The sequence below is a fragment of the Streptomyces sp. NPDC045022 genome (assembly GCF_056432605.1).
In genome coordinates this window covers 243,291-255,572 of the sequence record NZ_JBWKIR010000012.1, presented here as the reverse complement: position 1 = coordinate 255,572, position 12,282 = coordinate 243,291, and the positions used below count along the sequence as shown (strand labels likewise).

12 protein-coding genes and 1 pseudogene are annotated in these 12,282 nt (G+C 69.2%); 6 read left to right on the top strand and 7 right to left on the bottom strand.

All coding sequences use genetic code 11. The features are described from left to right. Positions 1-383: 383 nt before the first annotated feature. Positions 384-626 (bottom strand): hypothetical protein, encoded by a 243-nt coding sequence (locus AC07C1_RS23185; protein WP_478941713.1) that lies wholly within the window; start codon positions 624-626, stop codon positions 384-386. Positions 627-666: 40 nt separating this feature from the next. Here AC07C1_RS23185 and AC07C1_RS23180 point away from each other — a divergent pair, with 40 nt between their 5' ends. After that, on the top strand, positions 667-906 hold the full coding sequence (locus tag AC07C1_RS23180) for a hypothetical protein (RefSeq protein ID WP_478941712.1): 240 nt from the start codon (positions 667-669) through the stop codon (positions 904-906). A 681-nt stretch (positions 907-1,587) separates the two neighbouring features. Here AC07C1_RS23180 and AC07C1_RS23175 read toward each other — a convergent pair. Both AC07C1_RS23175 and AC07C1_RS23170 read right to left on the bottom strand, forming a co-directional pair. Further along, entirely contained in the window at positions 1,588-1,758 is a 171-nt protein-coding gene (locus AC07C1_RS23175; RefSeq protein ID WP_478941711.1) for a DUF5670 family protein, read from the bottom strand. A gap of 272 nt (positions 1,759-2,030) precedes the next feature. After that, positions 2,031-2,654, bottom strand: a complete 624-nt coding sequence (locus AC07C1_RS23170; protein WP_478941709.1) for a TetR/AcrR family transcriptional regulator — start codon at positions 2,652-2,654, stop codon at positions 2,031-2,033. Positions 2,655-2,756: 102 nt separating this feature from the next. Between AC07C1_RS23170 and AC07C1_RS23165 the strand changes: the two are divergent. Beyond that, positions 2,757-3,308 (top strand): annotated as a pseudogene (locus AC07C1_RS23165) (aldo/keto reductase); the annotation flags it as partial. A 74-nt stretch (positions 3,309-3,382) separates the two neighbouring features. Here the strand turns inward: AC07C1_RS23165 and AC07C1_RS23160 are convergent. Beyond that, positions 3,383-4,144, bottom strand: coding sequence for a zinc-dependent alcohol dehydrogenase family protein (locus tag AC07C1_RS23160; protein ID WP_478941707.1), 762 nt, complete (start codon positions 4,142-4,144; stop codon positions 3,383-3,385). A gap of 207 nt (positions 4,145-4,351) precedes the next feature. After that, positions 4,352-5,800, bottom strand: coding sequence for a serine/threonine-protein kinase (locus AC07C1_RS23155; protein WP_478941705.1), 1,449 nt, complete (start codon positions 5,798-5,800; stop codon positions 4,352-4,354). Between AC07C1_RS23155 and AC07C1_RS23150 the strand changes: the two genes are divergently transcribed. Beyond that, positions 5,690-6,034: a hypothetical protein gene (locus AC07C1_RS23150; protein ID WP_478941742.1), complete on the top strand. Its 345-nt coding sequence runs from the start codon at positions 5,690-5,692 to the stop codon at positions 6,032-6,034. The two genes, AC07C1_RS23155 and AC07C1_RS23150, sit on opposite strands and share 111 nt — an antisense overlap. A gap of 132 nt (positions 6,035-6,166) precedes the next feature. After that, positions 6,167-6,664 carry a DUF6174 domain-containing protein gene (locus AC07C1_RS23145; RefSeq protein ID WP_478941703.1) on the top strand — a complete coding sequence of 166 codons (498 nt, stop codon included), beginning with the start codon at positions 6,167-6,169 and terminating at the stop codon, positions 6,662-6,664. 91 nt (positions 6,665-6,755) lie between these two features. Here AC07C1_RS23145 and AC07C1_RS23140 read toward each other — a convergent pair whose 3' ends face one another. Then, a complete protein-coding gene (locus tag AC07C1_RS23140; RefSeq protein WP_478941701.1) occupies positions 6,756-6,953 on the bottom strand; it encodes a hypothetical protein in 198 nt (65 codons plus the stop codon). Positions 6,954-7,225: 272 nt separating this feature from the next. Here AC07C1_RS23140 and AC07C1_RS23135 point away from each other — a divergent pair, with 272 nt between their 5' ends. Further along, entirely contained in the window at positions 7,226-9,511 is a 2,286-nt protein-coding gene (locus AC07C1_RS23135) for a tetratricopeptide repeat protein (protein WP_478941699.1), read from the top strand. 123 nt (positions 9,512-9,634) lie between these two features. Here the strand turns inward: AC07C1_RS23135 and AC07C1_RS23130 are convergent, their stop codons facing one another. Beyond that, positions 9,635-10,759 carry a hypothetical protein gene (locus AC07C1_RS23130; RefSeq protein WP_478941698.1) on the bottom strand — a complete coding sequence of 375 codons (1,125 nt, stop codon included), beginning with the start codon at positions 10,757-10,759 and terminating at the stop codon, positions 9,635-9,637. A 245-nt stretch (positions 10,760-11,004) separates the two neighbouring features. Here AC07C1_RS23130 and AC07C1_RS23125 point away from each other — a divergent pair, with 245 nt between their 5' ends. Further along, positions 11,005-12,144, top strand: coding sequence for a hypothetical protein (locus AC07C1_RS23125; protein WP_478941696.1), 1,140 nt, complete (start codon positions 11,005-11,007; stop codon positions 12,142-12,144). Positions 12,145-12,282: the final 138 nt, after the last annotated feature.

The following is a 12,282-nucleotide window of genomic DNA, read 5'->3' as shown; positions in this document are numbered from 1 at the left end:
AGCTACCTCGCCGGCCTCCACCTCCGTGCCTCAATGATCTGGATCAACGACCTGCTGAAGGCAACTGGCTGATCACAACGTCACACAGGCCCTAGCACTGCGGTTCAACTTCGCAATTCTCGCGTCGGGCCGCGTGCGAGACGTAGACCTGCCCGCGGGCGGGTGATGTCCCGTCAGGTCGTAGCCCGAGTTACGAGCGGTTTGGACGAGTTGAGCCCCAGCCGCGGCCCACGCTCGCCTGCTCGGGGTGCTGTCGAGCGTCGAGAAATGCTTCCGGGCCGCCACGGGTCAGGGGGGACCGCCTGTACCTCATGTCGGCCATGACGGCGGCCAGGCTGCCGCACTGGTCCACCCGGCGCGTGCTGAAGTAGCAAGGGTCGGTGTCAGTAACGCTGTGCCTTTGCCAGGACAGGCGTCAGCTTGGGCTCCGGCGGCTGGTGACTGAAGGCGATCGGCTGTTCCTTCTTCCCGGGCTGGAGATGTTCTGCGCCGACGTACCGTGTCTCGACGACCTTGCCAGCCGCGTCCTCGAAGTCGACTTGCACGGCGTAGGAGGCTTCGCTCTGGGTCTTGTTGGTGATCGTGACCAGGACGGCGAGCACTCCGCCGGTCTGGGCTCTCGGCATGCCCGTCATGGTGACATCGGAGAGGGCGTTGCCTCGACCCGTGACGCCCTTCAGTTCCTTTTCCGCTGCCGCGCTTCTGCGCTGGGTCTCCGCGTCCACCGACGCTTCGAACTCGGAGGCGCGTGCGGAGGCGGACGCCGCCGCCGAAGACGCGGACGCCCGGGCCGAGCTGGCAGCCGCGGAGGCCGAGGACGCCATCCCCGACGGTGGTGTCCCGGAGAAAGACGAAGCACGGGGCCTACTGGAAGCGCTGGGCTGGGCCGAGGAACCGGAATCCTGACCAGTTCCGTTGCCGCAGCCGGCGAGCGCACCGGCGAGGAGAAGGCCGCCGAGGGCACTTCCCAGCAGGCGCCGGCCCCTTGCAGAGCCTGAAAGTCGTCTCACGGACATGCTGCCGTCCAAGGGATGATGGTCTTGTTCGTCCATCGTCAGGGCAGGATTCGCCGTTCGCGACTTGAGCAGCCGGGCACCCGGCACCGACACCGGGCACTGGGCACCACCCAGAGCTTCCATCGGATCGTTCACTCGTCTTGCGGATCCGCCGGCCGTGCGGCACCCGGCCGGAGGTTGCCGGTGACGAGTAGCAGGAGGTAGCGGCCAGGGCTGGTCATCCTCGGTCGGCATGCACGGCCGGGCGCCTGTGTACTACCAGACAGGAGTTAGTGTGCGGCCCCGCTCCAGGCGCCGTAGGGCCTTCACAGCGGGGCAGGTGCGGTAGCGGCACGGTGATCGGGTCGCGAGCACCGGCCCCGCAGAGATAGGAGGCGCAGGTTCCACTGCTGGTTCTGAGGGACCGGTGCTCTGGTCGCGTACCCTCTCGGTCGCCCGGTACGCCCGATCCATCCCCGGCGTCTGCACGCGCGCTGTTCTCGCGTGGAAGTCGAGGTGGGGCCCGGCCATCGGATGGCCGGTCCCCACCTCGACTTCACGCGTGGCGTGCTCCTCGCTGAGACGCCTGTGACTACCAGCGGTACCAGCGGCCCCTGCGGCCACCGCTGCCCGCGGGCCGGACGGCGAAGCCGAGCAGCCACACGACCAGAACGATCACCGCGATCCACCACAGCGCCTTGAGCGCGAAGCCCGCGCCGAAGAGGACCAGGGCCAGAAGAAGAACCAGAAGCAGGGGAACCATTGTTATCAACCTCCTGACGACCGGATGCCCTTACTTCGGCCCTACAAGCACACAAAATATGAGTTACTTCCACGGGATGACGGGCATCCGCGCGCTGTGCGATGTTCCCTCTCGCCTCCATCTCACGCACCTCAGCCCGACGAGATGGATTACGCACTGTGTCGCTCTACCCGCGCGACTACGGCACCGCCAGTGGTCATGCGCACTGGAGCAAGCAGGGTTGGGACAGGAACGGGCACACGCGCCGCGCCCTCCGGGACGTGCGCCGAGGGTCACGCAGGCTCTTCGTCCCGTACGTACACGCCCGCGCGTGCCGCGGTCGCGGTGGCCTGGGCGGCCCGGTCGGCGGTGGCCTCGTCGAGTTGGCCGCCACTGATCAGCAGCTGGTAGTAGAGGGGGGCGGAGACGGCGCGGACCACCTCGTACGCATCGGTGCCCTCGGGTACCTCGCCCCGGTCGATGGCCTGCTGGACGCAGGGAGCCCACTCGCTGACACGGATGTCGTAGAAGCGGCGCAGGGCCGCGCCGGTCTTCGCGTCGCAGGTGGCGGCGGCGATCAGTGCCTTGAACAGCGCTCCCTGCCGCGGGTCCGCCAGGGTTCGCTGCACCAGCCGGGCGTTGGCCTTCAGGTCGTCGAGCAACGAGCCGGTCTCGGTGCGCGGCGCGGACTGCTCGGCCATGTCCAGCAGGAGGTCGGCCACCAGCCCGGTCACGGTCCCCCACCGACGATAGACGGTCGTCTTTCCCGCACCGGCGCGGCGTGCGATGTCGGCGAGGTCCAGGCGGGCGAAGCCCTGTTCGGTCAGGGCATCTTCGGCCGCCCGCAACACCGCCTCCCGTACCCGGGCGGTGCGCCCTCCGGGCCGTACGGTTCCCGGCTCAGCGTCACCAGACATAACGGGGCTCCAGTTCCATTAATCGTAGGACCCTGCTACCTTTGGTGGCAGCTAACGAAACTATAGACCCGTTAGCTCGTGCAGCTACGGAAGGGGTCGGATATGGAATACAGGCGACTGGGTGCCTCCGGACTCATGGTTCCCGCGCTGAGCTTCGGCGCCGGTACCTTCGGCGGACGGGGCCCGCTCTTCAGCGCGTGGGGTACGACCGACGCGCAGGAGGCGCGCCGACTGGTGGACATCTGCCTGGACACCGGGATCACGATGTTCGACACCGCTGACGTCTACTCCGCCGGCGCTTCCGAAGAGGTGCTGGGGGAGGCGACAAAGGGCCGCCGGGACCAGGTGATCCTGTCCACCAAGACCAGTCTGCCGATGGGGGACCGACCGGGCGACGCGGGCTCCTCCCGCTCCCGTCTGATCACCGCATGCGAAGACGCCCTGCGCAGGCTGGGCACCGACTATCTCGACCTGTTCCAGCTCCACGCCTTCGACGCAGGAACACCGGTCGAAGAGGTGCTGGCCACACTCGACACCCTCGTACAGGCAGGAAAGGTGCGCTACGTCGGCGTCTCCAACTTCTCCGGCTGGCAGGTGATGAAGTCCCTCGCGACCGCGGAGAAGTACGGCCACCGTCTCGTTGTTGCGCACCAATCACGCGTGAGGAGCGTGTGGACCACACACTCGGGCTTGCCCCGCCGCAGCCGCACCGCCCGCAGAGCAGCTTCCTACCTGTCGTCTTTGTCCCGGTCGTCTTCGAAGACGAAGAGTGGCTTGGCGCCACGTGCCGGTGTTTCGACGAGCGCGATGGCTTCAGCGAAGCGTTCGAGGAGGAACGGCTGGCCCTGGGGAATGCTCAGCACTTCATCAGCGGCGAGACTGCGAACCTGGGACAGCGCGTGCAGCGCATCCTCAGGTGAGGCAGTGCCGAACCAGCGGTTCAGCCAGAAGCCACGGACCACTTTGGTCTCGTAGATCACCGAGCGTACCTGCAGCGGGATCGTCAGCGCTGCCGGATCAGTCTGCCGATGGGTGGAAATCGCGCCGTAGACCACGACCTCTCCCCCCAGAGCCAATGCCTGGGACACCTGGGCACCTACGGGTCCCGCGACACAGTCGATGGCCTTGCGCACGCCGGCAGGTCCTGCTGTCTCAGCCACACGCTGCAACAGGTCCTCGTCCTCGGTGCAGATGACCTCGTCACCACCGAACGCTTTGATCTCCTCAACGGCACCGCGTCGCCGCACGACATTGATCGTGCGAATACCCAGATGCCTGGACAGCTGGATGACGAGCCGGCCGACGGTGGAGCCCGCGGCCGTCTGCAACAACCATTCACCCGGCTGCACGTCGAGTTCGCGAGTCACGAGGAGCAGCGCGGTCAACGGGTTGACGGCGAGTTGACAGGCGCTGGAGTCGCTCAGATGGTCGGGGACCGGCAGGAGCCTTCGTGTATCGGCGACAAGGTGTTCCTGCCAGGTTCCGGCCACGGCGGGCCCGGGTACCGCCGGGACGGCAGCGACCGCCACACGCTCGCCGATCTTTGGCCCCTCGGTATGGCGGCATGTCACGTGCCTCGGGCCCCATCGGCCGGGACGAGGCCGGGTGTCTTTCGGCCAACGACATCACAGCCTGGACCCGGTGCGCGCCTTGCCGCCGAACTCGAGATCCTCGACTGGAACGAACGTGATGGCTTGTTACTCCTTCTTCCTCTTCCGGGGCCCATCCTCAGGTTTTTGAGCCTTCTTGGGCTTACCGGACCGTTTGCTGGGGGTTTTCGCCTCGGTCCTGGCCTGCGTCGCCGTCTCGGGCACCCCCGTGACCCGGCTGTCCGGTGTGCCACCCGCGGTGAAGTGGGAAGGCCTGGCTGCACTGCCGTGTGTGCCGGTGCCGGCGACTGGCTCCCGGCTCGGGACGGTGGAGGCAAGGCTGGTGCTTTGATCGAGGGCGGGGGCACGGAGCCGCGCAGCGGAGGCGTCGCGGGTGGCGGACGTCGGAGCCGCAGGTCCCGCCTCGTTCCTGGCAGCGAACGTGCCTGGGGGGTCGGCTTTCGCGGAGGGGCTGCTGGCCGCCCGTGTCGTTTTGTCACCGCTTCCATGGTGCGGAGAGCCGTTGGAGACGGCGAAAGCCGTGGCCATGACAGCGGCGAGTGCGGCGGCTCCACCAGCGACCGCGATGCGTCCCCGTGCGGGCGCGGCCTTCGGTGCGGCTGCGCCCGCGTAGGGCGGCGTGTACGGGTGCGTGACGTCGGTCCGCGCCGGTGCCTCCCCGGGAACCACGCTCGTGATGTCACCCGGGGACGGTACGGACTCGGCACCGGCTGTGTCGGCCAGGGCGGTCAGTGTCCGGGCGCAGTCACGTGCCGGTGGGCGGGCCGGCGCGTCCGTAGCGGTCATGTCCCGCAGCAGGGCCGCAAGCTCTTGCGGCAGCGAGCCGGGCAGTTCGGGTCGGCGGTGGAGTCGTGCGATCGCGGCCTCCAGGGGGCCACCGTCGTACTCGAGTCTGCTTGTGATGCATTCGAGGAGTACCAGCCCGAGGGCGTAGATATCGGCGGACGGGCCGACGGACTGGCCGAGTACCTGCTCGGGGGACAGGTAGGCGGCCGTGCCGACGAGTGTGCCGGTAGCGGTGCGGGTGGTGGCGTCGAGCAGCCGGGAGATGCCGAAATCGGTCAGGTGGGGGTGGCCTGACGCGTCCAGGATGATGTTCGAGGGCTTCACGTCGCGGTGAACGATCCCTGCCTCGTGCGCGTGGGACAGGGCCAGGGCGAGGTCGGCACCTATGGCGGCGGTCTCGCCGGGGGCCAGTGGACCTGCGGCGATGCGCTCCTTCAGCGTGGGGCCTTCGATCAGCTGCATGACCAGGTAGGCGCGGCCGTTGTGCCGTCCGGCATCGTAGACGGTGACCAGGCCGGGATGCTGCAACCGGGCCAGGATCACCGCCTCGTTGTGGAAGCGTTCCTCCATGTCGATATCGGTTCCGGGGCGGAAAACCTTGACCGCCACCGGTCGTTTCAGACGTAGGTCGAAGCCTCGGTGGACGTCGCCGGCGCCACCCGAGCCGATGGCCGCATCCAGCCGATACCGCCCGGCCAGCACTTCCGCGGAACACCGGGACAGTACCAAAGCCGACTGGCGGAGCCTCATGTCATCTCCCACTGCTTCAACGCGTACGACGTGACGGCGCTCCTCACCAAGAGGGCGCCGGTCACGCGTACCCATGGGAGGCTGGAGTACCCCTGCCGCGAGGAGCGTCATCCGCCTGGGGGCGACCGCGTGAACAGCGCGGGTGCTTCCACGGACGCGCGCGACGGCAGCGACGGCAGCGACGGCAGCGACGGCAGCGAGCGTACGACGCTTCGCTTCCAGGGGGTCGCATGAGCGCCATAGGTCCATCAAAGCCGGGCCAGGCGCCAGGCTCCGGCTGCCCTGTGCTGACGACCCGCAGGCCGAAGCCTGAACGTTTTGGAACCCACTGGCGTCACAGCGGTAACCGAATCAATGGGGGCCACCATGATTGCCGGACCTTCCACCGCCCGCTTCCTGTCCGCTGCCGCGTTGATGGGGACCCTGCTGTGCCTTAGCACCGCGTGTGGCGCCGGGAGTTCGACGTCGTCCAGGGTCGCCGAGGGAAGTGAACCCAAGAACGCCGGGGTGCAGCGCACAGCCGCGTGGGTCGAGCCTGCCTCGTACGCCTACACGCTGACGGCGACCACGGACGTCCTGGCGGGAACCTTCCGGGTCGGGGTCCGGAACGGCAGGGTGACGAGGGTGGTCGGGCTCGACGAGGACAGTCGGCGGCAGGTACGGGAGCACGCCGAAGCGCTCACCATCGGCGATCTCCTGAAGAGGCTGGAGCAGGCCCGCAGTGACAACGCCGAGACAGCGGAGGCGGAGTACGCGGCCGACGGGCACCCCGTCACGATCACACTGGACTGGGACAAGAACGCCATCGACGATGAGGCCCTCTACGTCATCAGCGCATACGAGCCGTCCGCCGCCGGCCAGTGACCTGAGTCCGGCCAGGTCGATCGTGTTGACGCGCACTGTCTCAGGTCTCGGCGGCGGGGCCGTACGTGGACCGGCGGTGTCTGTTCCGTTCTCAGGAGGTCAGGCCGGTGAGGGCGGCAGCGGTGGCAGCGGCCAGGGTAAGGACCGCGGCGAACGTGACGGCCGCCTGCTTGAGCGCGGCGGGGTAGCCAGCGCCGTCCAGGCGGGCGAGTTTGGCGGCGACGCCGCCGGCCAGCAGCGCGATCACGACGACCAGGGCGATGGTGAGCAGTACAGCGGTGAGAAACACGTCGAACTCCCGGTGAGTAGTGGGATGGTGACGTGGTCGAAATTCGCGTAATCGGTGTTCACCGTGGTTCGCCGGACAGAAAATGAACACCGGCGAACACTCCACGGCCCGGGGGCGAAAACGTGCACGGCGATCGGAATCCGGCGCTCACCCAATTGCGCAGCAGGCTCGGTGACGGACTGGCCCGGGCCCGGTTGAGTAAGAAGGACCTCAGTGCCGGAGCGGGTCTGGGGCGCACGACGGTGCAGCAGGCGTTCCAGGACGGCGGGTCCGTGCCGTCGGCGCGGACGGTGGCGACCCTGGCTCGAGCACTCCGGCTGCCGGCGGCCGAGCTGCTGGAACTGCAGCGGCTGGCGGAGAAGCACGCGGGGTGCGCTTCGGCGGTGGGGGGTGAGGTGGGCCCGGGCCGGCCGATCGGTGACTGGGATCCGCACGACCTGGAGGTGCACCCTGCCGGTACCGCCTCTGGCGGCGGACCGAGTGCGGCACGGCGGGTGCTGCCCGGCTATGTCCCACGTGAGCACGATCAGGTGCTGGCCGAGGCGGTGCGGGAGGCCGGGAAAGGGTGTAGCCGGTTGGTGGTTCTGGTCGGCGACTCGTCGACCGGGAAGACCAGGGCGTGCTGGGAAGCCGTCCAGCCGCTCGCCGCGCTGGGGTGGAGACTGTGGCATCCCTTCGACCCGACACGGGCGGAGGCGGCTCTGGACGACCTGCACCGTGTCCTGCCGAGGACCGTGGTATGGCTGAACGAGGCTCAGCACTACTTCGGCGACCCGGCGACGGACGAGCCGATCGCGGCCGCCGTGCACACCCTGCTCACCGTGCCCGAACGCGGGCCCGTACTGGTCCTGGGCACCTTGTGGCCCAAGTACGCCCGCCAGTACACCGCCCTGCCCACCCCGGGCACACCGGATCCCCACAGCCGGGTCCGGGCATTGCTCGAGGGGCGCACCCTGACCGTCCCCGACACCTTCGACGCCCCCGCACTGGCTGCCGCAGTCGCCCTCGCCGAGAGCGGCGACCGGTTGCTGGCCGATGCCCTCACCCGCACCCACTCCACGGGGCAACTGGCGCAGGACCTCGCCGGCGCCCCTCAGCTCCGCGATCGCTACGAACAAGGCAACCCCGCCGCCAGGGCCTTGCTGGAAGCAGCGATGGACGCGCGCCGGCTCGGCGTCGGTCTCCATCTTCCGCACGCTTTCCTCGTCGACGCCGCCACCGACTACTTCAGTCAGGACGAATACGACCAGCGGGCCGACGACTGGGCGGAAGCGGCGTTGGCCGAACTCGCCCACCCTGTGCACGGCAAGCAGGCCCCTCTGCGCCGAGCCGTTCCCCGGCCCCAGCTACGTCCGCCGGGCGCCTCGTCCTCTACCGTGGCGCCTGCCCAGCCGGTTGGGACGGTGTTCCGGCTCGCCGACTACCTGGAACAGTATGGCCGCACCATGCGCAGGCACCGGTGCCCGCCCGCCTCCTTCTGGCACGCCGCCCTCACCCATCTCACCCATCCCGATGACCTGTACAGCCTCGCCGGTGCGGCCAGAGCGCGGCATCGCCTGCAATGGCATCACCACCTCTGCCACCGCGCCGCCGACGCCGGTCATACCGACGCACTGTTCAGTCTTGCCCATGCGCGACGAGAAGCCGGGGATCGTGACGGGGCGGATTCCCTGATCCACCGAGCAGCCGACGCGGGAAACATCGACGCGCTGCTCGCCCTGGCGGAGAGGAGGGAGCGGGCGGGAGACATGAAGGGCGCCGAGGACCTGCTCCAGCGGTCCGTCGTCACCGGCCGGCCCGACGCACTGCTCCGCGCGGGCGGGAACCGGGAGCGGGCAGGAGACATGAAGGGCGCCGAGGACCTGTTCAGGCGGGCTGCCGACGTCGGCGAACCCGAAGGCTTGCTGCACCTGGCCCGTGAGCGGGCGGCGACGGGGGACCCGGAGGGGGCCGAGGCCCTTTACCAACATGTAGCCGCTAACGGCTCCCCCTTTGCCTTGTTCCACTTGGTTGTCATACGCGGAGCCGCGGGGGACGTGGAGGGTGCTGAAGCTTTGGCACAGCAGGCCGCCGATGCCGACCAGCCCTACGCCCTTCTCCAGCTGGCCCGGGCAGTGGAGTTCGAGGGGGACGTCGAGAGGGCCGAGACCATATGCCGTCGGCTCGCCGGCACTGGCAACACCGACGCAATCCTCCACCTGGCCGACATGCGGGAACGTGCGGAAGACGTGGAGGGCGCCGAAGCGTTGGCGCAGCCGGCCGCTGACGCCGGCGATCCCAAAGCCCTGCTCTACCTGGCCGAGTTACGGCAGAAGGCGGGGAGCCTGCAGGACGCCGAAGCGTCGGCGCAGCAGGCCGCTGACACCGGCGCCCCCGAAGCCCTGCTCTACCTGGCCGAGAGGCGAAAAGAAGCAGGAGACATGCAGGGCGCCGAAACCATGCTTCGCCGAGCCGCCGACGCCGGCCACGCCGACAAAGTCAAAGACGTGCCCCCGATCGCGGCCAGGTGGCGGTACGGACTGGATCCCGACGGCACGCCCACGCCGCCGTGGCAGTAGCAGCGGGCGAGTGTGTCGGGGGATCGGCCACCAGGTGGCCTCGCACCGACGTGCCCTGCTGCCCCTGACCGCGGTACGCACCCCCGCACACCCGCGCATCCGATGACCTACTGGCGCACGCTCTCAGACCGAGTCGGCGGGCCGCAGTCGCACGCGTGTGGCGGGAGGTATGGCCGCGGCCGGTGCGCTGGTGTCGAGCGGCTGGTAGCCATGCCCGTCGGGGGATGTGTACTCCCACTCCAGCGACCGTGTCACGACACCGGTGATGGGGTGGTCCCGGTAGTACCGGACCCAGTCCGGCCACAGCCACGTCCGGTTCTCCCCCGCCATGGCGGCAAGACGACGTCGCTCCGCGGCCAGGGTCTTGCCGATGTCCTGCGCGTAGCGCCGGACCAGGTCGACGCTGCCGGCCCGGATCGGGGTCTTGTAGCCGTTGGGAGAGCGGAAGGGCGCGGTGGTGCGGGTGGTGGTGCCGTCCTGGTCGGTCCAGTCGACGGTCACCTGCCCGGTGGGGTGCAGGGTGATGACCGCGTCGACGGCGGCGTTCCACCACAGGACACCGCGGTCGAACCAGCCGACCGTCAGTGTCCCGTCGGGCTCCAGACCGTGCCGGGGCACTGTGCGTTCGGCCAGTTCGTGGGGCGGGACGCCGAGGCGGTTCGCGGCCTTCTTGACGGACTTCACCAGGACCTTGTGGGGGTGCTGTGAGGGGGTGACCTGGTAGCGCAGGGCCCACAGCGCCTCCATCGCGGGCAGGCCGGGCAGTTCACCGAGGGCGGTGAACGCGGCACCGGCGAGATCGTCGTCCACGCGGTGGTAGGTGTCCATGGCCTGGGCGTTCTTGCGGGCAACGACGGCCAGGTCGGTGCTGAGTCGGTCGGTGTCGTTGCGGAGCCGGCCGGCGGCGAGGAGGACGCCGATCGCCAGGGGGCGGGCCGGGGAGGGTGGGATGCTCCTCCCCAGCTCCCGGATCACATGCCGGGCATCGGTCTCGCCGTGGAAGCCGTCCTTGGCCAGTTCCGCCACCGCGTACCGAATCAGTTCGTCGGCGCCGTCGGCTGCGAGCAGGGCCGTGGTCCGGCGCTTCCAGGCGGCGTCGACGTGGTAGCGGTAGTTCCAGAACGTGGAGGCGGTACCGAGGTGCACGAGCAGTTCCACCAGTTCCGGCGACACGCTCGTGAAACGGTCCCGCGTACGGTTGCTCCAGCCATTGCCCGGGTCGAGTAGATGCGCCACAAGATCACTCATGCCGGGGATCCTGCCAAACGCCACTGACAACGGGCGCAGAGAGCCTCAGCCCACGGTCGCCTGGCAAGGCACCGGCTCGCGTTTCTCGACCCGCCTTCGCGATCGACCGGTGCACCGCTCACGGCCTGATGGGCAGGCGCCCCTGTCGTCGTGCGGGTGGGCCGAACCGGACAACCGACACGTTGTTCCTCCCCTCTTGCTTTGTGAGCGAGAGGGGGCACGCGGTGGGAGCGAGTTGGCAGCGGGTGGTGGCCGTCGCTGTATGCGGCGGTGTACTGACTTGTGGGGGCCTGGCGTGGCCGGCCGCGGCCGGTGAAGACCCTCCGACGGTCAGCCAGGCGTATGCGGGCCCCCGCCCCGGAGAGGCCATCGGAATCGATGTGCTCAACTACGAGAGAAAGCCGGGCGTGGACCTGGTGGCCGAATCGCCGGTCTTCGCGGCCCCGATCCGGATGGACGACCCTGCGGGGAACACCGACGGGTGCGGCGTCAAGGCGCCCATCCCGGCGTCGGCCAGGCCCGGATCGTATCCGCTCGTCGTCAAGGCCCGGGGCAAGGTCGTGGCGCGTGACACCATCGACGTCCAGTCGCCGAAGCGTCCGTCCATCGAAGTGGACGGAGACGGCTCGAGGCGGCCGGGCACCAAGGTGAATCTGTTCTTCGACGACCTGTACCCCGGAGAGACCGGCAAGTCATTCACGGCCCATTCCCCGGCATTCGCCGCGCCGGTCCGCCTCGCGCACGACAAGGCGTCCTGGAACAACACCCGTATTTTCAACGCCCTGGACGTGTCGTTGCCGCACGCCCTCAAAGACGGGACGTATCCGGTATGGGTGACCGATGCGGACGGGAAGCGGAAGGCCGAAACCCGGCTGGAAGTCCGCTCGGCCCGCCCCGGCGACGACGACTATCTGGGCAAGGCCGAGGGCCCCGCGTTCTTCGGGGTGGCGGGCTATCCGTTGAACGCCCGGGCCAGGGGCTTCACGATGGCGGCGGGCAGGACGGTGTATGTCAGGTGGCAGGACGCGTATCCCGACCCCGGGGAGGAGGGGCGGATGACCGCAACATCCCCGGCGTTCCGGGCCCCGGCGCGGCTGAGGTTCGATGTCCCCAAGGGCCATGAGGGGGATGCCCCGATGTTCTGGGGTCCGGCGCGGATCAAGCCCGGCCTGAAGCCGGGCTCGTATCCCGTCACCGTCGTCAGCCATCGTGGGCGAGTGACGAAGAGGGGCTATCTGACCGTCACCCAGGGTCCCACTCCCGACGACGGTGGGACCGGGTCGCCGACCGCCGTGTGGGCGGGTGCGGGGACCGGAGCCTGCGTTCTGGGCGTCGCCGCTGCGGTGATGGTGGTACGTAGGCGCAGGCGGGCGTCCCTCTCCTAGCCGGCGTCCCTCTCGTGAGCCGGCGGCCGGGTCCGCCCCCGCATACCGGTCGTCAAGCACCAGCAGCTGAAGAACAACCTGGGCGGCGGGACGGAGCGGGCCGTGAAGGAGGCGGTGCGGCGCCCGGGCCGGCCCGGC